The 23,866-nt window shown below is 62.7% G+C and carries 21 protein-coding genes; 15 read left to right on the top strand and 6 right to left on the bottom strand.

The window, feature by feature from the left end:
- The first annotated feature begins 39 nt into the window (after window positions 1-39).
- The 14 genes from hscA (at window position 40) to PPA02S_RS10260 (ending at window position 13,851) form a co-directional block, all read left to right on the top strand.
- Window positions 40-1,902, top strand: a complete 1,863-nt coding sequence (hscA, locus tag PPA02S_RS10325; protein WP_028631590.1) for a Fe-S protein assembly chaperone HscA — start codon at window positions 40-42, stop codon at window positions 1,900-1,902.
- A gap of 3 nt (window positions 1,903-1,905) precedes the next feature.
- Entirely contained in the window at window positions 1,906-2,247 is a 342-nt protein-coding gene (gene fdx, locus PPA02S_RS10320; RefSeq protein ID WP_028631589.1) for an ISC system 2Fe-2S type ferredoxin, read from the top strand.
- A 10-nt stretch (window positions 2,248-2,257) separates the two neighbouring features.
- On the top strand, window positions 2,258-2,458 hold the full coding sequence (iscX, locus tag PPA02S_RS10315; protein ID WP_028631588.1) for a Fe-S cluster assembly protein IscX: 201 nt from the start codon (window positions 2,258-2,260) through the stop codon (window positions 2,456-2,458).
- Between the two features lie 88 nt (window positions 2,459-2,546).
- Window positions 2,547-2,972, top strand: coding sequence for a nucleoside-diphosphate kinase (ndk, locus tag PPA02S_RS10310; RefSeq protein WP_028631587.1), 426 nt, complete (start codon window positions 2,547-2,549; stop codon window positions 2,970-2,972).
- Window positions 2,973-3,000: 28 nt separating this feature from the next.
- Complete coding sequence (rlmN, locus tag PPA02S_RS10305) at window positions 3,001-4,146, top strand: dual-specificity RNA methyltransferase RlmN (RefSeq protein ID WP_028631586.1); 1,146 nt, start codon at window positions 3,001-3,003, stop codon at window positions 4,144-4,146.
- A gap of 14 nt (window positions 4,147-4,160) precedes the next feature.
- Window positions 4,161-4,922, top strand: coding sequence for a type IV pilus biogenesis/stability protein PilW (gene pilW / locus PPA02S_RS10300; protein WP_028631585.1), 762 nt, complete (start codon window positions 4,161-4,163; stop codon window positions 4,920-4,922).
- The gene (locus PPA02S_RS10295; RefSeq protein ID WP_028631584.1) at window positions 4,919-5,920 is read left to right on the top strand and encodes a RodZ domain-containing protein; all 1,002 of its coding nucleotides are present in this window, start codon (window positions 4,919-4,921) and stop codon (window positions 5,918-5,920) included. The genes pilW and PPA02S_RS10295 overlap by 4 nt, the downstream gene beginning before the upstream one ends.
- A gap of 3 nt (window positions 5,921-5,923) precedes the next feature.
- Window positions 5,924-7,033: a flavodoxin-dependent (E)-4-hydroxy-3-methylbut-2-enyl-diphosphate synthase gene (ispG, locus tag PPA02S_RS10290; RefSeq protein WP_028631583.1), complete on the top strand. Its 1,110-nt coding sequence runs from the start codon at window positions 5,924-5,926 to the stop codon at window positions 7,031-7,033.
- A 25-nt stretch (window positions 7,034-7,058) separates the two neighbouring features.
- Window positions 7,059-8,348 carry a histidine--tRNA ligase gene (gene hisS / locus PPA02S_RS10285; RefSeq protein ID WP_028631582.1) on the top strand — a complete coding sequence of 430 codons (1,290 nt, stop codon included), beginning with the start codon at window positions 7,059-7,061 and terminating at the stop codon, window positions 8,346-8,348.
- 39 nt (window positions 8,349-8,387) lie between these two features.
- Entirely contained in the window at window positions 8,388-9,026 is a 639-nt protein-coding gene (locus PPA02S_RS10280; RefSeq protein WP_028631581.1) for a tetratricopeptide repeat protein, read from the top strand.
- Window positions 9,027-10,169 carry an outer membrane protein assembly factor BamB gene (gene bamB / locus PPA02S_RS10275; RefSeq protein ID WP_028631580.1) on the top strand — a complete coding sequence of 381 codons (1,143 nt, stop codon included), beginning with the start codon at window positions 9,027-9,029 and terminating at the stop codon, window positions 10,167-10,169.
- 117 nt (window positions 10,170-10,286) lie between these two features.
- A complete protein-coding gene (gene der / locus PPA02S_RS10270; RefSeq protein ID WP_028631579.1) occupies window positions 10,287-11,750 on the top strand; it encodes a ribosome biogenesis GTPase Der in 1,464 nt (487 codons plus the stop codon).
- Window positions 11,751-11,923: 173 nt separating this feature from the next.
- Complete coding sequence (locus PPA02S_RS10265) at window positions 11,924-13,072, top strand: pyridoxal phosphate-dependent aminotransferase (RefSeq protein ID WP_028631578.1); 1,149 nt, start codon at window positions 11,924-11,926, stop codon at window positions 13,070-13,072.
- Window positions 13,060-13,851 (top strand): amidohydrolase, encoded by a 792-nt coding sequence (locus PPA02S_RS10260; RefSeq protein ID WP_028631577.1) that lies wholly within the window; start codon window positions 13,060-13,062, stop codon window positions 13,849-13,851. The genes PPA02S_RS10265 and PPA02S_RS10260 overlap by 13 nt, the downstream gene beginning before the upstream one ends.
- A 33-nt stretch (window positions 13,852-13,884) precedes the next feature.
- Here the strand turns inward: PPA02S_RS10260 and PPA02S_RS10255 are convergent, their stop codons facing one another.
- The 6 genes from PPA02S_RS10255 to PPA02S_RS10230 all read right to left on the bottom strand — a co-directional run bounded on the left by PPA02S_RS10255 (window position 13,885) and on the right by PPA02S_RS10230 (window position 21,713).
- Complete coding sequence (locus tag PPA02S_RS10255; RefSeq protein ID WP_028631576.1) at window positions 13,885-16,440, bottom strand: PepSY domain-containing protein; 2,556 nt, start codon at window positions 16,438-16,440, stop codon at window positions 13,885-13,887.
- A 197-nt stretch (window positions 16,441-16,637) separates the two neighbouring features.
- On the bottom strand, window positions 16,638-17,801 hold the full coding sequence (locus PPA02S_RS10250) for a type III PLP-dependent enzyme (protein WP_028631575.1): 1,164 nt from the start codon (window positions 17,799-17,801) through the stop codon (window positions 16,638-16,640).
- A 469-nt stretch (window positions 17,802-18,270) separates the two neighbouring features.
- Window positions 18,271-19,428 (bottom strand): osmoprotectant ABC transporter ATP-binding protein OsmV, encoded by a 1,158-nt coding sequence (locus PPA02S_RS10245; protein ID WP_028631574.1) that lies wholly within the window; start codon window positions 19,426-19,428, stop codon window positions 18,271-18,273.
- The gene (locus PPA02S_RS10240) at window positions 19,425-20,078 is read right to left on the bottom strand and encodes an ABC transporter permease (protein ID WP_028631573.1); all 654 of its coding nucleotides are present in this window, start codon (window positions 20,076-20,078) and stop codon (window positions 19,425-19,427) included. Before PPA02S_RS10240 ends, PPA02S_RS10245 begins: the two co-directional genes overlap by 4 nt.
- Complete coding sequence (locus PPA02S_RS10235; RefSeq protein WP_028631572.1) at window positions 20,075-20,986, bottom strand: glycine betaine ABC transporter substrate-binding protein; 912 nt, start codon at window positions 20,984-20,986, stop codon at window positions 20,075-20,077. Before PPA02S_RS10235 ends, PPA02S_RS10240 begins: the two co-directional genes overlap by 4 nt.
- Window positions 20,987-21,002: 16 nt before the next feature.
- The gene (locus PPA02S_RS10230; RefSeq protein WP_028631571.1) at window positions 21,003-21,713 is read right to left on the bottom strand and encodes an ABC transporter permease; all 711 of its coding nucleotides are present in this window, start codon (window positions 21,711-21,713) and stop codon (window positions 21,003-21,005) included.
- Window positions 21,714-22,219: 506 nt separating this feature from the next.
- Between PPA02S_RS10230 and PPA02S_RS10225 the strand changes: the two genes are divergently transcribed.
- Window positions 22,220-23,803: a peptide chain release factor 3 gene (locus PPA02S_RS10225; protein ID WP_028631570.1), complete on the top strand. Its 1,584-nt coding sequence runs from the start codon at window positions 22,220-22,222 to the stop codon at window positions 23,801-23,803.
- Window positions 23,804-23,866 lie beyond the last annotated feature (63 nt).

Below are 23,866 nucleotides of genomic sequence, written 5' to 3'. Positions count from 1 at the left end.
GGTGCTGCCCGTGATGGCACCTAAGGTACTCAGATAAGCATGGCCCTACTGCAGATTGCCGAACCCGGTCAAACCCCTCAGCCGCACCAGCGCCGCCTGGCGGTGGGAATCGACCTGGGTACTACCAATTCTCTGGTCGCTGCACTGCGCAGCGGTGTCAGCGAGCCCCTGCCCGATGCGCAGGGCAATGTCATTCTGCCGTCGGCGGTGCGCTACCTCGAAGGGCGCAGCGAAGTCGGCCAGGCTGCACGTGATGCCGCCTCCAGCGACCCGTTCAATACCGTGCTCTCGGTCAAGCGCCTGATGGGGCGTGGCCTGGCAGACGTCAAGCAACTGGGTGAGCAACTGCCCTACCGCTTTGTTGGCGGCGAGTCGCACATGCCGTTCATCGATACCGTCCAGGGGCCAAAGAGCCCGGTACAAGTGTCGGCAGACATCCTCAAGGTACTGCGCGAGCGTGCCGAGGCTACCCTTGGCGGCGACCTGGTGGGCGCGGTGATTACCGTGCCTGCCTACTTCGACGATGCCCAGCGCCAGGCCACCAAGGACGCTGCGCGCCTGGCCGGCCTGAACGTGCTGCGCCTGCTCAACGAGCCTACTGCCGCTGCCGTGGCCTACGGGCTGGACCAGAACGCCGAAGGCGTGGTGGCCATCTACGACCTGGGTGGTGGTACCTTCGATATCTCCATCCTGCGCCTGACTGCAGGTGTGTTCGAGGTGCTGGCCACTGGCGGTGATACTGCCTTGGGCGGTGACGATTTCGACCATGCCATTGCTGGCTGGATCATCGAGCAGGCGGGCTTGTCGTCCGACCTCGACCCGGCTACCCAGCGTGCCCTGCTGCAAGCCGCCTGCGCGGCCAAGGAAGCCCTCACCGACGCCGACGTGGTTGCGGTCAGCCATGGTGCCTGGCAGGGCGAGCTCAGCCGAGCGGCCTTCGACGCCATGATCGAGCCCATGGTCGCCCGCAGCCTCAAGGCCTGCCGCCGCGCCGTGCGTGACAGCGGTGTGGAACTCGAAGACGTCAGCGCCGTGGTCATGGTGGGCGGCTCTACCCGCGTGCCGCGCGTGCGCGACGCGGTGGGTACGCTGTTTGGCCGTGCCCCGCTGACCTCGATCGACCCCGACCAGGTGGTGGCCATTGGCGCTGCCATCCAGGCCGATACCCTGGCCGGCAACCGCCGCGAAGGCGGTGAGCTGTTGCTGCTGGACGTGATCCCGCTGTCCCTGGGGCTTGAGACCATGGGCGGGCTGATGGAGAAGGTGATCCCGCGCAATACCACCATCCCGGTGGCCCGCGCCCAGGAATTCACCACCTACAAGGATGGCCAGACGGCCATGATGATCCACGTGCTGCAGGGTGAGCGCGAGCTCATCAGCGACTGCCGCTCGCTGGCCCGCTTTGAGCTGCGCGGCATTCCGGCCATGGTTGCCGGTGCTGCGAAAATCCGCGTGACCTTCCAGGTGGACGCCGATGGCCTGCTCAGCGTCGCGGCGCGCGAACTGGCTTCGGGCGTGGAGGCGAGCATTCAGGTGAAGCCGTCTTACGGCCTGACCGACGGTGAAATCGCCCGCATGCTCAAAGACTCCTTCCAGCATGCCGGCACCGACAAGCAGGCACGTCAGCTGCGCGAGCACCAGGTGGACGGCGAGCGCCTCTTGGAGGCGGTACAAGGCGCCCTGGACGCCGATGGCGAGCGCCTGCTCAGCGGCGAAGAGCGCCAGGCTATCGAATTCCAGATGCAAGAACTACGTGATTTGCTGGCCGGCACTGATGGCGCTGCCATCGAGCAACAGACCAAGCGTCTGTCGCAGGTGACCGATGCATTTGCCGCCCGTCGCCTTGATTCGACGGTCAAAGCCGCACTGGCCGGGCGCAACCTGAATGAGATCGAGGAGTAATCGATGCCGCTGGTGACATTCCTGCCGCATGAGAAATTCTGCCCTGAGGGGCTGACCGTGGAGGTGCCGGCCGGGACCAATATCCTGGAGCTGGCCCACGATCATCACATCGAGATGGAAAGTGCCTGTGGTGGGGTCAAGGCCTGCACCACCTGCCACTGCATCGTGCGCAAGGGCTTCGACTCCCTCGAAGAAGCCGACGAGCTGGAAGAGGACATGCTGGACAAGGCCTGGGGCCTGGAAGCCCAGTCGCGCCTGGGTTGCCAGGTGGTGGTAAAGGACCAGGACCTCACCATCGAGATCCCCAAGTATTCGCTCAACCATGCTGCCGAAGCACCGCACTGAGGGCCAGTACATGAGTCTGAAATGGGTTGATGTACTTGATATCGCCATCGAGCTTGCAGAAAGCAAGCCTGACGTCGATCCTCGTTATGTGAATTTCGTCGACCTGCACCGCTGGGTGCTGGCATTGCCAGGCTTCAGCGACGATCCGTCACGCGGCGGTGAGAAAGTGCTCGAAGCTATCCAGGCCGCCTGGATCGACGAAGCCGATTAAGCGTTATCTGCAGGTTAGGCAATCCCCCGGAACCCGCGTATAATTCGCGGGTTTAATTTTTCGCAACACTCATATTCTGGAGTTATCCATGGCTGTTCAACGTACCTTCTCCATCATCAAGCCTGACGCCGTTGCCAAGAACGTCATCGGCAAGATCACCAGCCGCTTCGAAGAAGCCGGTCTGAAAATCGTTGCCTCGAAAATCAAGCAACTGTCCAAGGCCGAAGCTGAAGGCTTCTACGCCGAGCACAGCGAGCGCGGCTTCTTCGGTGACCTGGTTGCCTTCATGACTTCCGGCCCGGTAGTTGTTCAGGTTCTGGAAGGCGAGAACGCCATCGCCAAGAACCGTGAGCTGATGGGTGCCACCAACCCTAAAGAAGCTGCTGCCGGTACCATCCGTGCCGACTTCGCCGAGTCCATCGACGCCAACGCCGTTCACGGTTCGGACTCCGAAGCTGCTGCTGCTCGCGAAATCGCTTACTTCTTCGCTGCTACCGAGGTAACCACTCGCTAAGCGAAAGCTTACGGGTGAGGGTGAATCCATGACGACATCTACTGGCAAAATCAACCTGTTGGGTCTGACCCAGCCGGAAATGGAACAATTCTTCGACTCGATCGGGGAGAAACGCTTCCGTGCCGGCCAGGTGATGAAATGGATTCACCATTTTGGCGTCGATGATTTCGCCGCCATGACGAACGTCGGCAAGGTCTTGCGCGAAAAGCTCGAGGCCGTTGCCGAAATTCGCCCACCGGAAGTGGTCAGTGAAGACATTTCCGCTGACGGTACCCGCAAATGGGTCATCCGCGTTGCCTCCGGCAGCTGCGTCGAAACCGTCTACATCCCTACCGAAGATCGCGGCACCCTGTGCGTGTCGTCGCAAGCCGGCTGTGCCCTGGACTGCAGCTTCTGCTCCACCGGCAAGCAAGGCTTCAACAGCAACCTCACTGCCGCCGAAGTGATCGGCCAGGTGTGGCTTGCCAACAAATCCTTCGGGACCGTCCCCGCCAAGATCGACCGCGCGATTACCAACGTGGTCATGATGGGCATGGGCGAGCCCTTGCTTAACTTCGACAACGTCATCGCCGCCATGAAAATCATGATGGATGACCTTGGCTACGGCATCTCCAAGCGTCGCGTCACCCTGTCCACCTCGGGCGTGGTGCCGATGATCGATGAGCTGGCCAAGCACATCGATGTGTCGCTGGCCCTGTCGCTGCACGCGCCCAACGACGAGTTGCGCAACAAGCTGGTACCGATCAACAAGAAGTACCCGCTGAAGATGCTGCTGCAATCGTGCATGGGCTACATGGACACCCTGGGTGGCAAGCGCGTGCTCACCATCGAGTACACGCTGCTCAAGGATGTCAACGATCAGCCCGAGCACGCTGCACAGATGATCGAACTGCTGCGCGATGTGCCGTGCAAGATCAACCTGATCCCGTTCAACCCGTTCCCGCACTCGGGCTACGAGCGGCCGAGCAACAATGCCATTCGTCGCTTCCAGGACATGCTGCACCACGGTGGTTTCAACGTCACCACCCGTACCACCCGTGGCGAAGACATCGACGCGGCCTGTGGTCAGTTGGTCGGCCAGGTCAACGACCGCACTCGCCGCAGCGAGCGTTACATTGCCGTGCGTCAGCTTTCGGCTGATGTGGAGCGCCAAGACAGCCCCGCCAGCCACTAACCGGTACCTTGCCCATGACCCTGCGCGCCGCGCTGTCGATCCTTGCGCTCCTGCTGCTGGCCGGTTGCGTGTCGGGCGGCACCGGCGACCCGCTGGCCAGCCGCGAGGGCAGGGCGCAGGCGGGGCGCGCCTACGTGCAGTTGGGCCTGGGTTATTTGCAACAGGGTTTGACCGGGCAGGCAAAGGTGCCACTGGGCCAGGCGCTGGCACTGGACAACCACGACAGCGATGCCCACGCGGCTCTGGCGCTGGTTTACCAAGCTGAAGGTGAGCCCGCCCTGGCCGAGCGGCATTTTCGACAGGCCCTGCAGGCCAGTACCGGCACCACACGAATTCGCAACAATTACGGCAGTTTCCTTTATGCTCAGGGGCGATTTGCCGAGGCCGAGCAGATGTTTCGCCTGGCCAGTGCCGATACCCTGTATCCTGAGCGCTCGCGTGTGTTCGAGAACCTCGGCCTGACTGCCCTGCGGCTCGATCGCCGCGACCAGGCGCACGCCTATTTGCACAAAGCACTGCAGTTGGATCAACGGCAGCCGAAAGCCTTGCTGGAAATGGCTGAGTTGTCCTACGAAAACAGGCATTATGTGCCGGCCCGGGACTACTACGATCGTTTCAGCCAGCTGAGCGACCACGACGCCCGTAGCCTGTTGCTGGGTAGCCGCCTTGCCAGGGTCTTCGACCAACAAGGCACAGTGGCCGAGCTGGGTCAGCAATTACATCGACTTTATCCCGGTACGCCGGAATATCAGCAATACCTGTCGGAGCAACGATGAACGCCGCGCATCCCGAAGTAGCCGTAGCGCCTGGCCAGAACCCCGGTGAGCTTTTGCGCCTGGCCCGTGAAAAACGGGACTGGTCCCAAGCCGAGGTGGCCCGCAAGCTCAACCTCACCCTCAGTTCGTTGAACCATGTGGAAACCGGCGCCTTCGACAAGCTGCCGGGGCACACCTTCGCCCGTGGCTATATCCGTGCCTACGCCAAGCTGATGGACCTTGACCAGGCCGCGCTGGTCGAGGCCTTCGACCGCTATACCGGCACCCACGCCAAGGGCAGCGACGTGCACTCGCTGGGCCGCATCGAGGAGCCCATGCGCCTGTCCCATAACATTCTGCGCGGCGTCAGCCTGCTGCTGCTGTTGGCGGTGGTAGGGGGCGGCTTCGCCTGGTGGCAGGACCAGGGCAGCCAGCGTGGCAAGGACCTGTCGAAGATCGCCCTTGAACACGTCGAGGTCGAAAGCGCAGACGGCACCACCCAGATCCACCCGCTCGATGAGCCTGAAGACCAGGCGGTTTCGGCAGGGCAGCAGCCCGAGAGCGCGCCGTTGCCTCTGGAGCAGAACACGGCCGGCCAGCAAGCCGCCACTGCCGAACAGGCGCCTGCGGCCGCCACGGCCCCGGCCAGCAGCCCGGCCACGGTGCAACAGGCACCTGCCCCCAGCACCGTCAGCCCAACCGTGGCGGCACCCAGTGCACCGGCCACCCCTGCGCCATCGGCCGAGGCCGCTGCTCAGCCAGCCGCCGTGCCAGCGGGCAGTGCCAAGGTCGCCATCCAGTTCGTGGCCGATTGCTGGACCCAGGTTTCCGATGGCAACGGCAAGGTGCTGTTCAGCGCCATCAAGCGCAAGGGGGACAACCTCGAACTGACCGGCAAGCCGCCCTTCGCGGTACGCCTGGGCTTTGCCCGTGGCGCCCAGGTCAGCTACAACGGCCAGCCCGTCGACGTTGCCCCGTTCACCAGTGGCGAAACCGCTCGCCTGAAGTTGGGACAGTAACTCATGCACGGCGAATCCCCGATCAAACGTCGCGAATCCCGCAAAATCTGGGTCGGCAATGTGCCGGTGGGTGGTGATGCCCCCATTGCAGTACAGAGCATGACCAACACCGACACCAACGATGTGGCGGCTACCGTCGGGCAGATCCAGCGTCTGGTCGATGCCGGCGTCGACATCGTGCGCGTCTCGGTACCGGACATGGACGCTGCCGAGGCCTTCGGCCGCATCAAGCAGCAGGTCAGCGTCCCGTTGGTGGCCGACATCCACTTCGACTACAAGATTGCCCTGCGCGTGGCCGAACTGGGTGTGGACTGCCTGCGTATCAACCCTGGCAACATCGGCCGTGAGGACCGTGTGCGGGCTGTAGTGGATGCCGCCCGCGACCGGGGTATTCCGATCCGTATCGGCGTCAACGCAGGCTCCCTGGAGAAGGACCTGCAGAAGAAGTATGGCGAGCCGACCCCGGCTGCGCTGGTAGAGTCGGCGTTGCGCCATGTGGAGCATCTCGATCGCCTGAACTTCCAGGACTTCAAGGTCAGCGTCAAGGCCTCCGATGTATTCATGGCTGTCGAAGCCTATCGCCTGCTGGCCAAGCAGATCGTGCAGCCGTTGCACCTGGGCATCACCGAAGCCGGCGGCCTGCGCTCGGGGACGGTGAAATCTGCTGTGGGCCTCGGTATGCTGCTTGCCGAAGGCATTGGCGATACCATCCGTATTTCGCTTGCGGCCGACCCGGTCGAGGAAGTGAAGGTCGGTTACGACATTCTCAAGTCGCTGCACCTGCGTTCGCGTGGCATCAACTTCATCGCCTGCCCGAGCTGCTCGCGGCAGAACTTCGATGTGGTCAAGACCATGAACGAGCTTGAGGGGCGGCTGGAAGACCTGCTGGTACCGCTGGACGTTGCAGTGATCGGCTGCGTGGTCAACGGCCCCGGTGAAGCCAAGGAATCCCATGTGGGCCTGACGGGTGGTACGCCGAACCTGGTGTACATCGACGGCAAGCCGGCACAGAAGCTCACCAATGACAACCTGGTGGATGAGCTGGAAAAGCTCATTCGCCAGAAAGCGGCCGAAAAGGCCGAAGCCGACGCGGCACTGATTGCCCGTGGCTGATACACAGAATTCGTAAGGACTATTCGTGAGCAAATCGCTGCAAGCCATCCGTGGCATGAACGACATCCTGCCAGAACAGTCGCCGCTGTGGCGCTACTTCGAAGGTACCGTTGCCGGCCTGCTGGACACCTACGGGTACAGCCAGATCCGCACGCCCATCGTGGAGTTCACCGAGCTGTTCAAACGCTCGATCGGCGAAGTGACCGACATCGTCGAAAAGGAGATGTACACCTTCGAGGACCGCAACGGCGATTCGCTGACCCTGCGCCCCGAGGGCACGGCGGCGTGCGTGCGTGCGGTGCTGGAGCATGGCATCACCGGCAACGGCCAGGTGCAGAAACTGTGGTACATCGGCCAGATGTTCCGCCACGAGCGCCCACAGAAAGGCCGCTACCGCCAGTTCCACCAGATCGGTGTGGAAGTGTTCAACCTGGACGGCCCGGACATCGATGCCGAACTGATCATGCTCACCTGGCGCCTGTGGGGCCTGCTGGGCATCCAGGACGCGGTCAAGCTGGAACTCAACAGCCTGGGCACCAGCGAAGCACGGGCCCGCTACCGTGATGCGCTGGTCGAGTTCCTCTCGGCGCGCCTGGAGCAGCTCGATGAAGACAGCCAGCGCCGCCTGAAGAGCAACCCGCTGCGCATCCTCGACAGCAAGGACCAGAACACTCAGGCGGTGCTGGTGGGCGCACCGAAGCTCGAAGACTACCTGGACGACGAGTCGCGGGTGCACTTCGAAGGCCTCAAGGCGCGCCTGGACGCTGCCGGTATCCCGTTCCAGCTCAATACCAAGCTGGTGCGTGGCCTGGACTACTACAGCAAGACCGTCTTCGAGTGGGTCACCGACAAACTCGGCGCCCAAGGCACGGTGTGTGCGGGTGGGCGTTACGATGGCCTGGTCGAGCAGATGGGCGGCAAGCCGACCCCCGGCGTTGGTTTCGCCATGGGTATCGAACGCCTGATCCTGCTGCTGGAAACGCTCGGCAAGGTGCCTGAATCCATCAGCCGTCAGGTCGACGTCTACCTGTGCGCCTTCGGCGAGCAGGCCGAACTGGCCGGGTTGCGCCTGTCGGAACAGTTGCGCGATCGCCTGCCGGGCCTGCGCCTGGCGGTCAACGCCGGTGCTGGCAGCTTCAAGAGCCAGTTCAAGAAGGCCGATAAGAGTGGCGCGCTGTTCGCCCTGATTCTCGGCGACGACGAACTGGCCAGCCAGGAGATCGGCTTCAAGCCCCTGCGCGGTCAGGGCGAACAACAGAACATTGCCTGGGATGCTCTTGCAGAGCACCTGGAAACCGCGATCGCCCAGGCGTAACGCGGTTCAACAAGCGAATAGGCGAAAAGGAGTATTGGGGTGTCGAGTACCGATGATGAACTGGTAGGGGTCAAGGACTGGTGGAACCGCAACGGCAAGCCGCTGCTGACCGGCGCCCTGTTGGCGGGTGTGGTGGTGCTGGGCTGGAATACCTGGCACAAGTACCAGAACAACCAGTCGCAAGGTGCTTCGCAGCTGTACCAGGCCTTGCTGGAAACCAGCCTGACGCCCAGCGGCCAGCCTGACGCGACCAAGGTTGCGGAACTGGCCGGCAAGCTCAAGAGCGAGTTCGGCGGTACCGCCTATGCCCAGTACGGTAGCCTGTTCGTGGCCAAGGTGGCGGTAGAAACCGGCAAGCTTGACGACGCCGCTGCCGAGCTCAAGTCTGTGGTGGACAAGCCCGCCGATACTACCCTGGGCGAGATTTCCCGCCAGCGCCTGGCACGGGTGATGGCCGCTCAGAACAAGGCCGAGGATGCCCTCAAGCTGCTGGACGGCGACGCTGACAGGGCGTTTCTGGCCAGCCGTGAAGAGTTGAAGGGTGACCTGCTGGTGCAGCTGGGGCGCGCTGACGACGCCCACAGCGCTTACGAAAAAGCCAAGGCTGCGCTGTCCGACGAGGCGGCGGTCGGTGGCTTGCAATTGAAGCTGGATGACCTGGCCAAAGGGGACGCGTAAGTGATCGGTTGGAAACAAGCAGCAGTGCTGACCTTGGCCGTACTGGCCGCAGGTTGCAGCAGCAACAGCAAGAAGGAACTGCCCCCGGCCGAGCTGACCAAGTTCACCGAGGAAGTGGTGCTGAAAAAGCAGTGGAGCCGTTCGATTGGTGACGGCCAGGGCGAAACCTACAACACCCTGGTGCCGGCCATTGAAAACGACCGCATCTACGCGTCCGACGTGAAGGGCGACGTTTATGCCCTTGATCGCATCACCGGTAACGTGGTGTGGAACAAGGACCTTGACCTGCCAGTGTCCGGCGCTGTCGGCGTGGGCTACGGCCTGGTGATGCTCGGCACCCTCAAGGGTGAAGTGATCGCCCTGGACTCGAGCACTGGTGAAGAGCGCTGGCGTTCGCGGGTGACCAGCGAAGTACTGGCGCCGCCTGCCAACAACGGTGATGTGGTCGTTGTACAAACCCAGGACGATCGCCTGATCGGCCTGGACGCGGCTACCGGTGATCGTCGCTGGATCTACGAAAGCAGCCCCGCCGTGCTGACACTGCGTGGCACCGGCGCGCCAATCGCCACCAACCGCCTGGCCGTGGCCGGCCTGTCCACCGGCAAGGTGGTTGCGGTGGATATCAGCAACGGCGTACCCGTGTGGGAAAGCCGCGTGGCCATTCCCAAGGGCCGCTCCGAGCTGGACCGTGTTGTGGATATCGACGGCGGGTTGCTGCTCTCCGGTGGTACCCTGTACGTCAGTACCTATCAGGGCCGCGTTGCGGGCCTGGACCTGGAAAGCGGCCGGGTGATCTGGCAGCGCGACGCCTCCAGCTATGTGGGTGTGGCCCAGGGCTTCGGCAACGTCTACGTCAGCGAAGCGTCCGGTACCGTCGAAGGGGTGGACGAGCGTTCTTCCAGCGCCATCTGGTCCAACGATGCCATGGCTCGCCGGCAGCTGACCGCCCCGGAGGTGTACAGCAGCTACGTGGCAGTGGGTGACTTCGAAGGCTACCTGCACCTGCTGAGCCAGGTCGATGGCCGCTTCGTTGGCCGTGAGCGTATCGACAGCGATGGCCTGCGCGCCCGACCACTGGTGGTCGGCGACACCATCTATGTATTTGGCAACAGCGGCAAGCTCGAGGCACTGACCATCCGCTGAAGCTATGCTTGAAGCCTTGATAGGGCTTCAGGCCGCGGCGTAGGACACGCCGCCCGAACTCCGGCCGCTGCCTTGCAGCGGCCTTTGCATTTTCAAGAATTCAAGAGTGGAGAGCCAATGGTTCCCGTAATTGCCCTGGTGGGCCGCCCGAACGTTGGCAAATCCACCATGTTCAACCGCCTGACCAAAACCCGCGATGCCATCGTCGGTGACCTGTCGGGCCTGACCCGTGACCGCCAGTATGGTGATGCCAGCTGGCAGGGTCGATCCTTCATCCTGATCGATACCGGTGGTATTACCGGTGACGAAGTGGGCATGGACGAAAAGATGGCTGAGCAGTCGCTGATGGCCATCGAAGAAGCCGACTATGTGCTGTTCCTGGTGGATGCCCGTGCCGGCATGACTGCCGCCGACCAGATGATTGCCGAGCACCTGCGCAAGCGCAACAAAGAAGCGATTCTGGTTGCCAACAAGATCGACAACATCGACGCCGATGTTGCCCGCGCCGAATTTTCGCCGCTGGGCATGGGCAATGCCATTCCGGTAGCAGGTTCCCAGGGGCGCGGCATCAACGCCTTGATGGAAGCCGTGCTGGGTCACATCCCGCGCGACCAGGTCGAAGACGCGCTGGACGCCGACGTGGCCGAAGGCGAGGAGGCCGTGCGCATTCCGGGCCCGAGCGAGAAGGATGGCATCAAGATCGCCATCATCGGCCGCCCGAACGTGGGCAAGTCGACGCTGGTAAACCGCATGCTCGGCGAAGAGCGGGTGGTGGTGTACGACCAGCCAGGCACTACCCGTGACAGTATCTACATCCCGTTCGAGCGTGATGGTGACAAGTACACCTTCATCGACACGGCGGGTGTGCGCAAGCGCGGCAAGATCCACGAGGAAGTCGAGAAGTTCTCGGTGGTGAAGACGCTGCAGGCGATCAAGGACGCCAACGTGGTCATCTTCGTCATGGATGCCCGCGAAGGGGTGGTTGACCACGACCTCAACCTGCTGGGCTTTGCCCTGGAAGCGGGCCGTGCCATTGTCATCGCCCTGAACAAGTGGGACGGCATGGAGCCGGGTGAGCGCGACTACGTGAAGACCGAGCTGGAGCGCCGGCTGTTCTTCGTCGATTTTGCCGACATCCACTTCATCTCGGCGCTTCACGGCACTGGGGTAGGCCACTTGTACAAGTCGGTACAGGCTGCATTCCTGTCTGCGGTCACCCGCTGGCCGACCAGCCGCCTGACCCAGATCCTCGAGGATGCGGTCAGCGAACACCAGCCGCCGCTGGTCAACGGCCGCCGCATCAAGCTGCGTTATGCCCACCTGGGTGGCGCCAACCCGCCGCTGATCGTGATCCACGGCAACCAGACCGACAAGATTCCGAAGTCGTACTCCCGTTACCTGGAAAACACCTACCGCCGGGTACTGAAGCTGGTCGGTACGCCGATCCGCATTGAGTACAAGGGTGGTGACAACCCGTACGAAGGCAAGAAAAACACCCTGACCGACCGCCAGGTCAACAAGAAACGCCGCTTGATGTCCCACCACAAAAAAGCCGAGAAAAAACGCCGCGACAAGCGGTAAAGCAGCGGCAAGCTACAAGCTGCAAGCTGCAAGCTGCAAGCTGCAAGTAAAGGCAGACCGCGTTATCTTTGCTTTTATCTTGCAGCTTCAAGCTCGCGGCTCACGGCTCACGGCTCACGGCTTGCAGCTTGCAGCTTGCAGCTTGCAGCTTGCAGCTAGGAAAGGGGGGAGACATGATCAGCAGTAAACTGCCGGATGTCGGCACTACCATTTTCACGACCATGTCTCAGCTTGCCGCGCAGACGGGTGCGCTGAACCTGTCGCAGGGTTTCCCTGACTTCAATGGGCCACAGGCGCTGCTCGACGCGGTAGGGCGCCATGTGGCTGCCGGGCACAACCAGTATTCGCCGATGACCGGTTTGCCTGCGCTGCGCCAGCAGGTGGCGGCCAAGGTGCAGCGGTTGTACGGGGCCCAGGTCGATGCCGACCAGGAAGTGACCATCACGCCCGGTGCCACCGAGGCGATTTTCTGCGCCATCCAGGCGGTGGTTCATCCCGGTGACGAAGTGATCGTCTTTGACCCTTGCTACGACAGCTACGAACCCTCTGTGCAACTGGCGGGGGGGCGCTGTGTACACGTGCAGCTTGGTGACGGTGACTTTCGTATCGACTGGCAGCGGTTCGCGGATGCCCTGAGCCCGCGTACCCGCATGGTCATTCTCAACTCGCCGCACAACCCCAGCGGCGCGCTGGTCACTCACGAAGACCTGAACCAGCTCGCTGCACTGATCGGCGAGCGCGACGTGTTCGTGGTCAGCGATGAAGTCTACGAACACCTGGTGTACGACGGTGCCCGCCATGCCAGCGTGCTGGCCCATGAGCAGTTGTATCGGCGCGCGTTCGTGGTCAGTTCGTTCGGCAAGACCTACCACGTCACTGGCTGGAAGACCGGCTACGTGATCGCACCGCCAGCGCTCAGCGCAGAACTGCGCAAGGTGCACCAGTACGTGAACTTCTGCGGCGTCACCCCGCTGCAGTGTGCCCTGGCCGACTTCATGGCCGCGCACCCTGAACATGTCGAGCAGTTGCCCGCGTTCTACCAGGCCAAGCGCGACCTCTTCTGCGGTTTACTGGCGGGTTCGCGGTTTACGTTCACACCCACCGCAGGCACCTATTTCCAGTTGGTGGACTACTCGCACATACGCCCCGACCTGGACGATGTGCAGATGTCGCTGTGGCTCACCCGCGAGCACGGGGTGGCGACCATCCCCGTGTCGGTGTTCTACCAGCAGGCCATCACCGGGCAGCGCCTGGTGCGCCTGTGCTTTGCCAAACGAGAGGAGACGCTGCGCCAGGCAGCGGAGAAACTATGCGCGATTTGAGTACGCTGCCGAATCTGAAAATTGCCTTGGTGCAAACCACACTCGCCTGGCACGACCGCGAGGCCAACTACGCGCATTTCGAAGTGCTGCTGGAGCACGTGGGCGAGGTGGACCTGGTGATCCTGCCAGAAATGTTCACCACAGGGTTTTCGATGCAGTCCGAAAGCCTGGCCGAACAGGAAAACGGGCCAACCTACAAGTGGTTGAAGGCCCAGGCCAGGAAGCACGGCGCGGTGATCACCGGTAGCGTCATCATTCAGGCAGCCGACGGTAGCCATCGCAACCGCTTGCTGTGGGCGCGGCCGGATGGTGAGATCCTGCATTACGACAAGCGTCACCTGTTCCGCATGGCCGGTGAGCACAAGCATTACACCCCAGGGGAGCGTCAGGTGCAGTTCGAGCTCAAGGGCTGGCGTATCCGCCCGCTGATTTGCTACGACCTTCGCTTCCCGGTGTGGAGCCGCGATGCCCAGGACACCGACCTGCTGCTGTACACCGCCAACTGGCCCGCTGCGCGTCGCCAGCACTGGAACCGCCTGTTGCCGGCGCGGGGCATCGAGAACCTGTGCTATGTGGCTGCGGTAAACCGCGTGGGCACCGACGGCAAAGGGTTTGCGTATTCCGGCGACAGCCAGGTGCTGGATTTCCAGGGCGAGAGCCTGTTGAGCGCCGGTGAGGCGGACGGCGTGTTCACGGTGGTGCTCAGCGCAGCGGAGTTGGCCGCTTACCGCACCAAATTCCCGGCCAACCTGGACGCCGACACCTTCGACCTGCATTGACTGGCGGCTGCTGTCGGCAGGTACCGGGCTACCCTAGTACACATCCCGCCGATAGCGCCCGTCCTCGATCAGTTGCTGCACAGCTGCCTCGCCCAGTATGCCGTTGAGCGCCGCATCCACACCCGCGGCCATGCCTTGCAGGCTGCCGCAGACATAGATGCAGGCACCCTCGGCCACCCAGCGCCGCAGTTCATCGGCCTGCTGCAGCAACACATCCTGCACGTACATCTTTTCTGCCTGGTCACGGGAGAAGGCCAGGTCCAGGCGCGTGAGGTCGCCACTGGCCAGCCAGCTTTGCAGCTCACTGCCACACAGCAGGTCATGTGCCCGATTACGCTCGCCGAATAGCAGCCAGTTACGCTGCTCGCCCGCGCTAATCCGTGCGCGAACCAGGCTGCGTAACCCGGCAAGGCCAGTGCCATTGCCAATCAGCACCATCGGCGCGGCAGTTTCCGGGAGGTGGAAGCCGCTGTTGCGGCGTAGGCGCAGGCTGAGTGAACCATTCAGGGGCAGGTATTCGGTCAGCCAGCCGGAGCCCAGGCCCAGTTGCCCATCAGTGTGTCGCTCCTGGCGCACGATCAGCTCCAGCACGCCGTCGCTGGCGATCGAGGCAATCGAGTACTCGCGGGTGCCGATGGGCACCAGTGCCTCCACCAGTGCTTGCGGGTGCAGGCCCACCAGATGATCCCGGCGCATCGGCAATTGCCGGCCCGCCAGCGCCTGGGCCAAGGTTTCGGTCAGGCCGCCCAGTTGCACTGGGGCCATGGCATCCAGCGCCAAGCCCTTGAGAAATGCCTCGACCCGGCAAGGGCCGTTGAGCGGCAGGATCTCCACCAGGTCGCCGGCTTCCCAAGTCGCAGGCTCCTGCGGCTGCAAGCCAAGCAGGTAGACCGGCTGCCCCAGGCTGCCCGGGTTCAACAGTGTACGGCTGACCAGGGACCAGCTACCGAAGCTCGGCGGTTGCCACGCTGCCACAGGTTCCGCCCCGGTCAGGCGTGTCAGTGCCTGCTGCCATTGCTGCAAGGCCGCAGGGTCGGCGCTGTCCACCTCGACCGGGCTGAATGCGCAGGTGGCCCCACGCTCACCCAGCCAGCCCTGCAGGCGGCGGGCGAAGCCGCAGAAGTGTGGATACTGACGGTCGCCGAGGGCGAGCAGGGCATAGTTGAGGTGGTTCAGTGCCAAGGCCTTGCCCAGTACATTGCGCTCGAAGGCCCGGGCGCTGTCCGGCGCCTCACCGTCATCGAAGGTGCTGACCACGAACACCGCACGCCTGGCCTGGCGCAAATCCTCCTCTTTCAGTGTACCCAGCGCCCGCACCTGCACAGCCAGGCCTGCCGCCTGAAGCTGGGCGGCGGTCTGCCAGGCCAACTGCTCGGCAAAGCCGCTCTGGCTGGCGAAACCGACGAGCCAGCCGTCGCCCGCCGTGCTCGCCGTGGCTACATTACCCCGGGCTGCGCGTACCTGGCGCTGCTTGCGGCGCCGGTCCAGGTACAACAGCCAGCCGGTGATGAAGAACACCGGCATGGTCAGGCTGGCGATGGTCAGGGCGATACGCCCCACTAGGCCGAAATACTCGCCCACGTGCAGGGCATACACACTCTGCAGCAGCTGGGCCTTGAACGACTTGTCGGTGTAGCGCTCATGGCGCTGCACCTGGCCGTTGGCCGGGTCCAGCACCAGTGTATTGAATGCCCGGGGGTGCTCGGCATCGGCCTGCAGGTAGAACAGGTTGGCGGGTTGCCCACCCACAGGCGGCAGGCGCAGGTTGTAGCTGGCCAGCCCAGGGCCGGCAGCGTTGCTGAGGGTGGCCCAGATGGCGTCGTAATCGACCACCAGCGGCGGGGCGTTCTTGTCGACGTGCTGGGGGCCGTGGCGGCCACGGCCTTCGCCGCGTTTTTGCTGCTGGCCTGCGGCCGGGGCATCGGCCAGCAACCTGTTGAGGCCCTCCCGGTACCATTCGTACGACCAGAACAAACCGGTAAGCGCGAACAGCAGATAGAACAGCAGGCACCAGGTACCGGCCACGGCGTGCAGGTCCCAATTGAAGGCGCGGCCTTTCTTGGCCCAGTCGAAGGTAAGCCAGGTGCGCCAGTCCAGGGCCTTGCGTGGCCAGCGCAGGTACAGCCCGGACAAACAGAAGAACACCAGCATCAGGGTGCAGGCGCCGGTGATCTGGCGGCCGGTGTCACCCATGGCCAGAAACCGGTGCAGGTTGAGCATCAGGCTGAAGAAGCCCTGGCCCGCCACGTCCCCCTTCAGTTCACCGGTGTAAGGGTCGGCATAGCGCAGTTCGCCGCGGCGCTCGCCTGGCGCGGGCGTGAAGAAGACGCGGGCTGCATCACCCTCGCGCACATCTACCCACAGCATTGCCACCTTGTCTTGCTGCTGGGCCTCCACGCGTTTGACCAGTTCGGCAGGCGGCAATACACCTTCGGGCCGCACCTCGACCCGCAGCACTTCGCCATTGAACGCACGTAGCAGTTCTTCCTGGAACGAATACAGGGCGCCGGTGATGCCCATCAACGCCAGCACCAACCCGGCGGTGATGCCAAACAACCAGTGCAGTTGGAACAGCGTCTTCTTCACCACCATCGATCACCCTGTGTACGGCCGCATAGGCGCGGCGCCCGGGGATGTTAATGGAAGTGATAGTGGCCAGCAATTGAGATTGGTTAACATTCGTGAGGCTTTACAATCTTTACAGCCACAGGGGTGAAAACCCGTCTGCCGCGCCGCCTGGGAAGGCAAGGCCCAACGAAAACGGGGCCTTGCGGCCCCGTTCGGTGTTACAGGTAGTAGGACTTCAGCGGCGGGAAGCCGTTGAATTCCACAGCGCTGTAACTGGTGGTGTAGGCTCCGGTAGACAGCCAGTACAGGCGGTCGCCAATGGCCAGGTTCAGCGGCAGGCCGTACTTGTAGTGCTCGTACATGATGTCGGCACTGTCGCAGGTCGGGCCGGCGATGACCACTTCTTCCATCTCGCCCTTTTTCTCGGTCCAGATCGGGAACTTGATGGATTCGTCCATGGTTTCGATCAGGCCAGAGAACTTGCCCACGTCGGTGTACACCCAACGCTCCACGGCGGTACGCGACTTGCGCGCCACCAGCACCACTTCACTGACCAGAATACCGGCGTTGGCGATCAGCGAGCGGCCTGGCTCCAGAATGATTTCGGGCAGGTCATCACCAAAGTCTTCTTTCAGGAAGCGGATGATTTCCTCGGCATAGGTTTCCAGGCTGTTGGTACGGGTGATGTAGTTGGCCGGGAAGCCACCCCCCATGTTGATCAGCTTCAGTTCGATGCCGTCTTCTTCCTTCAGGCGCTCGAAGATCACCTTGACCTTGGCGATCGCGGCGTCCCACACACTGATGTCACGCTGCTGGGAACCCACGTGGAAGGAAATGCCGTAAGGCACCAGGCCCAGGTCACGGGCCAGGATCAGCAGGTCCATGGCCATGTCGGTCTGGCAACCGAACTTGCGCGACAGCGGCCAGTCAGCCGTGGTGGAACCTTCGGTGAGGATGCGCACGTACACTTTCGAGCCCGGTGCAGCCTTGGCGATGTTGCGCAGGTCGGCTTCCGAGTCGGTGGCGTACAGGCGCACGCCCTTCTCGAAGAAGTAGCGGATGTCCTTGGACTTCTTGATGGTGTTGCCGTAGCTGATACGGTCGGCGCTGACGCCGCGGTCCATCACCTTGTCGAGTTCGTAGATGGAAGCGATGTCGAAGTTCGAGCCTTTGTCCTTGAGCAGGTCGATGATCTCGACTGCCGGGTTGGCCTTGACCGCGTAGTAGACCTTGGCGAATTCGAAGCCAGCGCGCAGGTCGTCGTAGGCCTTGCTGATCATCTGGGTGTCGATGAGTACGAACGGCGTTTCCTGCTTGTCGGCAAAAGCCTTCATTTTCTGGAAGGTGTCGCGTGCGAAATAATCTTCGACCTGGATCGACATGCTCAGGGACTCCATGGGCAAACTGAAAATTTAAGTGGCTGCAAGCTGAACGCCCTCCGTATCCCCACTTTGGTTCGCCTACTCAGTACTTGAGCCGGATGGATCGTTTCCAGCATGGACGTTCGGCGCGCACTTTAGGGCGTGAAGAATGCAGAATCAACAGGCAATCCCGGCGTGATCGCCGTGGATGCACCCGCCACCCTTCGAATAACCGACTCGTATGACCGGCCGATGTTCCCCAGGCTGTTTCAAGCGTAAAGAATTGTGGAATAGCCCTGTTTCCAGGTGGTGTACACAGGCCCACCCCCACAAGGACTTGCACGTTCTGGTGGGGGCAGCGCCGGTGGTGAGGGGCGCGGGGGTGTTCATATTTATGGCCACATTTATCGGGTACGGGCGTACCGGTATTTGTGCATAAATTTTTTGTTACTGACCGGCGATTCCTCGTTTGCGGCAGGCAGGTGGCACGTTACGAGGCGGCCACCTCGGCCGGCGAGACGATACTGGTCTTCATCCCGCGGGAGCGCCCCGAGCTCAGGTAGGCGGCGATCGACTCCTGGGTCACCTCGCCCAGGAACACCTGTTCGGCATCCAGTACCGGCAACCAGGCGCGGTTGAACTCGTACATGCGCGACAGCAGGATGCGCAAGTGCTCGTCGTGGGAGGCGGTAGCGTTGAAGGGGCGCAGGAAGTCGGCACAGGTACCTTGCTGGCGGTGCATGTCGCGGCGGCGCACGTAGCCCAGTGCCTTGTTCTGGCCGTCGGTCACCACCACGTAGCGGCGGTCGTGTTCGTCCAGCAGCTCCAGGGCTTCGCCTACCGGCGTCTGCGGGCTTACCGAGGGCGCGTTGTCTGCCGCGTCTTCGGCACGCACCAGCAACAGGCGCTTCAACGTGCTGTCCTGGCCGACGAAGTTGCTGACGAAATCGTCTGCCGGGTGCGCCAGCAAGGTATCCGGGTGGTCCAGTTGCAGCAGTTTGCCGGCGCGGAAGATGGCGATCTTGTCGCCCAGCTTGATCGCTTCGTCGATGTCGTGGCTCACCATGATCACCGTCTTGTTCAGCGCGCGCTGCATTTCGAAGAATTCGTTCTGGATCATTTCGCGGTTGATCGGGTCCACCGCGCCGAACGGTTCGTCCATCAACAGCACCGGTGCATCTGCCGCCAGGGCACGGATCACGCCGATACGCTGCTGCTGGCCACCGGACAGCTCGCGGGGGTAGCGCTGCAGGTATTGCTTGGGTTCAAGCTTGATCATGTGCATCAGCTCGCGGGCGCGGTCGTGGCAGCGCTGCTTGTCCCAGCCGAGCAGCCGTGGCACCACGGTGATGTTCTCTTCGATGGTCATGTTGGGGAACAGGCCGATCTGCTGGATCACGTAGCCGATGTGACGACGCAGGGTCACCTCGTCCAGGCCGCTGGTGTCCTCGCCATTGATGAACACCTGCCCGGACGTCGGGGTAATCAGGCGGTTGATCATCTTCAGCGTGGTGCTCTTGCCGCAGCCCGAGGGGCCAAGGAACACGCAGATCTCGCCTTCGTTGACGGTGAGGCTGACCGCGTCCACGGCTTTGACATCCTTGCCGTTGGCGTTGAAGGTTTTGCTGAGGTTTTTCAGTTCGATCATGAGCGCATTCCTTCTGGAGTCAGGGCACGTTGCAGGGTTTGCAGCAGCAGGTCGGCAATGATTGCCAGCAGGCTGACCAGTACGGCGCCAACCAGCAGCATCGACATGTCGCTGCGGCTGATGGAAGTGAGGATGAGCACGCCAAGGCCGCCAGCGCCGATGGTGGCGGCGATGGTCATCACGCCGATGTTCATCACCACGGCGGTACGCACGCCGGCCAGGATCACCGGTACGGCGATGGGCAATTCGACCATGCGCAGGCGTTGGCCAAAGGTCATGCCGATACCGCGCGCGGCTTCACGGATGCCTGGCTCGACGTTGGTCAGCGCCAGGTAGGTGTTGCGCAGAATGGGCAGCAGTGAGTAAAGGAACACTGCCGTGATCGCCGGCAGCGGGCCCAGGCCCTGGCCGAACTTGGAGTAGAACGGCAACAGCAACCCGAACAGGGCGATGGAGGGGATGGTCAGCAGCACCGTGGCGCTGGCCTGCAGCGGGCCGGCCAGGAACGGGAAGCGGGTCATCAGGATGCCCAGCGGCACGCCGATGAGGATGGCCAGGCCCACGGCGATGCCCACCAGCATGATGTGCTGCCAGGTCAGTTGCAGGACCAATGCCCAGTCCAGGTGGGCGAACGTGTCGAACAGGCTCATGGGGTCACCTCGTGCAGGGGATGCTCACGCAGGAAGGCGGCGGCTACCGAAGACGGGCTCTGGTGCTGCACGTCCACCTTGGCGTTGAGCTGGCGCATGGTCTCGTCATCCAGTTGGTCGGCCAGGGGCGCCAGCAGCTCGGCGAGCTGGGGGTGGGCGTCCAGTACGGCTTTGCGGATCACCGGCCCTGCGGTGTAGTCGGGGAAGTAATGCTTGTCGTCTTCCAGCAGCTTGAGCTTGAACGCGTTGAGCCTGCCGTCAGTGGTGTACACCAGCCCTGCAAACACCTGGTTGTTGCGCAGGGCCGTATAGACCAGCCCGGCATCCATCTGCCGGATGTTGGCTCGGCCCAAGTGCATGCCGTAGCGCGCCTGCAGGCCATCAAGGCCGTCCGGGCGGTTGGCGAACTCGGTGTCCAGCGCCACCAGGTGCTTGCGCGATTGCTCGGCCTCGAGCACTTCGTTCAGCTGGCTGATGGTGTTCACCTGCGGGTATTCACGGGCGACTTCACTGGGCAGGGCCAGGGCATAGGTGTTGCTGAACTTCGATGGCTTGAGCCATACCAGGCCCTTGCGTGCGTCCAGTTCCTTGACCTTGGCGTACGTGGCCTCGGGGCTGGGCATGCGCTCGTCGATGTGGTTGTACGACACCAGCGACACGCCGGTGTATTCCCACATCAGGTCGAGCTGGCCGGTTTCCTGAGCCTGGCGTGCCAGGCTGCTGCCCAGGCCGCCGGTGACGCGAACGTCAAAGCCGTTGGCGCGCAGGTATTGGGCGGTGATTTCGGCCAGCACGGTCTGTTCGGTGAACACCCGGGCGCCGATACGGATCAGCGGTTTTTCCGCTGCCTGGGCAAAACCTGACAACAGCAGGCCCGCGCCCAGGAGCAAGGCGATAACTTTTTTCATGGGTTCCCTCAAGTGGTCAGGCCAGGCCGCGTTCCAGCCAGCGTCTGCTGGAAAAACTCACCAACGCATCCAGCAGTAGCGCCAGCAGTGCGGTGCAGGCTGCGCCAAGCAGCAACTGCGGTTGGTTGTTCAGGGCGATGCCAGGGAAGATCAGGCTGCCCAGGCTGTTGGCACCGATCAGAAACGCCAGCGGCGCAGTGCCCACATTCAGCGCCAGGGCCACCCGCACGCCACCGACGATGATGGGCACGGCGTTGGGCAGTTCCACCTGCCACAGTTGCTGGCGCGGCGTCATGCCGATGCCGGTGGCGGCTTCCTTGAGCGAGGCGGGTACGTTCTTGAGGCCTTCGTAGGTGTTGCGCACGATGGGCAGGAGGGAGGCGAGGAACAGGGCGAAGATCGCAGGGCCTGCGCCGATGCCCAGAACGCTGAGGGCGATGGCCAGTACGGCCAGGGGGGGGATGGTGTTGCCAACGTTGAAGAACTGCATGAAGCGCTCGGCTTTGTCGACCCTGTGCGGTCGACTCAAGGCAATGCCGGCGGGGATGCCCACGGCCAGTGCCGCCGCCATCGAAGCCAGCACCAGCACCAGGTGCGCTTGCAGGTAGAACGTCAGATCGTCGCGATAGCGCGCGATTGTGTCGAGGCCGATCCAGTGGACCAGCAGGGCCAGGATGACGAGCACGGTGGCCCATCCCAACAGCCCTTTTCCGTAGCGTTTCGCCACAGGTGGACTCCTTATTGTCGTCGGCGAGCACACTTCTTCTTGGCCGGCCCGATCGGGCGGCGGGTGGTGTGTTCGCGAGTAGCAGCGTGATGCCTGCAGGGCAGGGCGGTCATGCCATGAGTCGAGCCCCGTCAGGCTCGTGAATGCTGGTGAAACCAGCCCTGAACCGAGGTGGGTTGCAGGGGAGTGGACGTCTCCGGGGGGCATAAGGTTCCCATCTGAGGCGGCATTTGGCCAGTGTTAATCACTGGTTCAGGTGAATTCTGGCGAGAAAAAGCAGCGGTTAAATACGCTGTAGGCGTTGAAATAACTGCCCTGTGGCCCTTTATCAGGATCAGGTATTTATCGTGCGGGTTGGCATTGGCTGGTAAGTCACAAGCGCCTGTAGGCGCGGGTTCACTCGCAAAGGGGCCGGCGCAGGCACCGCTGATTCCTCCGGTTTTAGTCCAGAGCCAATTTCAGGTATGATACCGCCCCTTTTTCATCCCCCAGTCAGGCGATTTCCCATGACCAACCAGGCCGCCGAAGTCGCGAAGCGCCGCACTTTCGCAATCATTTCCCACCCCGACGCCGGTAAGACCACCATCACCGAGAAGCTGCTGCTGATGGGCAAGGCCATCTCCGTCGCCGGTACCGTGAAGTCGCGCAAGTCCGACCGCCACGCCACCTCCGACTGGATGGAAATGGAAAAGCAGCGTGGTATCTCCATCACCACCTCGGTGATGCAGTTCCCGTACCGCGAGCACATGATCAACCTGCTCGACACCCCCGGCCACGAAGACTTCTCGGAAGACACCTACCGTACCCTCACCGCGGTGGACTCGGCGCTGATGGTGCTTGACGGCGGTAAAGGCGTCGAGCCGCGCACCATCGCCCTGATGGATGTGTGCCGGCTGCGTGACACCCCCATCGTCAGCTTCATCAACAAACTCGACCGCGATATCCGCGACCCGATCGAACTGCTGGACGAGATCGAGGCGGTGTTGAAGATCAAGGCCGCGCCGATTACCTGGCCGATCGGTTGCTACCGCGACTTCAAGGGTGTGTACCACCTCACCGGCGATTACATCGTGGTGTACACGCCGGGCCACGGCCACGAACGCACCGAAGCCAAGATCATCCAGCACCTGGACTCCGACGAAGCCCGTGCCCACCTGGGCGATCAGTACGATGGGTTCGTCGAGCAGCTTGAACTGGTGCAGGGCGCCTGCCATGAGTTCAACCAGCAGGAGTTCATCGACGGCCAGCTCACGCCGGTGTTCTTCGGTACTGCGCTGGGCAACTTCGGTGTGGACCATGTGCTGGACGCCGTGGTCGACTGGGCGCCGCGCCCGCTGGGCCGGGTGGCACACGAACGCACCGTGGAGCCGGTGGAAGAGAAGTTCACCGGTTTTGTGTTCAAGATCCAGGCGAACATGGACCCGAAACATCGGGACCGCATTGCCTTCATGCGCATCTGCTCGGGCAAGTACGAAAAAGGCATGAAAATGCGCCATGTGCGCACCAACAAGGACCTGCGTATCGGGGATGCGCTGACGTTCTTCTCCTCCGAGCGTGAACAGCTGGAAGAGGCCTTTGCCGGCGACATCATCGGCCTGCACAACCACGGCACCATCCAGATCGGCGACACCTTCACCGAGGGCGAGGCGCTGGGCTTCACCGGCATCCCGCACTTCGCCCCGGAGCTGTTCCGCCGCGTGCGCCTGAAAGACCCGCTGAAGTCCAAGCAGTTGCGCCAGGGCCTGCAGCAGCTGGCTGAAGAAGGCGCCACCCAGGTGTTCTTCCCCGAACGCAGCAACGACATCATCCTGGGCGCCGTGGGTGTGCTGCAGTTTGACGTGGTGGCCAGCCGTTTGAAGGAAGAATACAAGGTCGAGTGCGCCTATGAGCCCATCACCGTCTGGTCGGCGCGCTGGATCACCTGCGACGACAAGAAGAAGCTCGAGGACTTCCAGAACAAGGCGATGGAAAACCTGGCCATCGACGGGGGTGGTCACCTGACCTACCTGGCACCCACCCGGGTCAACCTGGCACTGATGGAAGAGCGCTGGCCTGACATCAAGTTCCGCGCTACCCGCGAGCACCACTAACAGCAGCCACAAGCCTCAAGCTGCAAGCTACAAGAAGAAGCGGACCTGTGTCGGCCTGCGCTT

This window comes from Pseudomonas parafulva NBRC 16636 = DSM 17004, assembly GCF_000730645.1.
Classification (GTDB): Bacteria; Pseudomonadota; Gammaproteobacteria; order Pseudomonadales; family Pseudomonadaceae; genus Aquipseudomonas; species Aquipseudomonas parafulva.
This window is presented reverse-complemented; position numbering and strand designations above follow the sequence as displayed.

Bases quoted from the DNA above. Each gene is read 5' to 3' on its own strand.
- hscA (WP_028631590.1), top strand. From the start codon at position 40: ATGGCCCTACTGCAGATTGCCGAACCCGGTCAAACCCCTCAGCCGCAC.
- fdx (WP_028631589.1), top strand. From the start codon at position 1,906: ATGCCGCTGGTGACATTCCTGCCGCATGAGAAATTCTGCCCTGAGGGG.
- iscX (WP_028631588.1), top strand. From the start codon at position 2,258: ATGAGTCTGAAATGGGTTGATGTACTTGATATCGCCATCGAGCTTGCA.
- ndk (WP_028631587.1), top strand. From the start codon at position 2,547: ATGGCTGTTCAACGTACCTTCTCCATCATCAAGCCTGACGCCGTTGCC.
- rlmN (WP_028631586.1), top strand. From the start codon at position 3,001: ATGACGACATCTACTGGCAAAATCAACCTGTTGGGTCTGACCCAGCCG.
- pilW (WP_028631585.1), top strand. From the start codon at position 4,161: ATGACCCTGCGCGCCGCGCTGTCGATCCTTGCGCTCCTGCTGCTGGCC.
- PPA02S_RS10295 (WP_028631584.1), top strand. From the start codon at position 4,919: ATGAACGCCGCGCATCCCGAAGTAGCCGTAGCGCCTGGCCAGAACCCC.
- ispG (WP_028631583.1), top strand. From the start codon at position 5,924: ATGCACGGCGAATCCCCGATCAAACGTCGCGAATCCCGCAAAATCTGG.
- der (WP_028631579.1), top strand. From the start codon at position 10,287: ATGGTTCCCGTAATTGCCCTGGTGGGCCGCCCGAACGTTGGCAAATCC.
- PPA02S_RS10265 (WP_028631578.1), top strand. From the start codon at position 11,924: ATGATCAGCAGTAAACTGCCGGATGTCGGCACTACCATTTTCACGACC.
- PPA02S_RS10260 (WP_028631577.1), top strand. From the start codon at position 13,060: ATGCGCGATTTGAGTACGCTGCCGAATCTGAAAATTGCCTTGGTGCAA.
- PPA02S_RS10250 (WP_028631575.1), bottom strand. From the start codon at position 17,801: ATGTCGATCCAGGTCGAAGATTATTTCGCACGCGACACCTTCCAGAAA.
- PPA02S_RS10245 (WP_028631574.1), bottom strand. From the start codon at position 19,428: ATGATCGAACTGAAAAACCTCAGCAAAACCTTCAACGCCAACGGCAAG.
- PPA02S_RS10240 (WP_028631573.1), bottom strand. From the start codon at position 20,078: ATGAGCCTGTTCGACACGTTCGCCCACCTGGACTGGGCATTGGTCCTG.
- PPA02S_RS10235 (WP_028631572.1), bottom strand. From the start codon at position 20,986: ATGAAAAAAGTTATCGCCTTGCTCCTGGGCGCGGGCCTGCTGTTGTCA.
- PPA02S_RS10225 (WP_028631570.1), top strand. From the start codon at position 22,220: ATGACCAACCAGGCCGCCGAAGTCGCGAAGCGCCGCACTTTCGCAATC.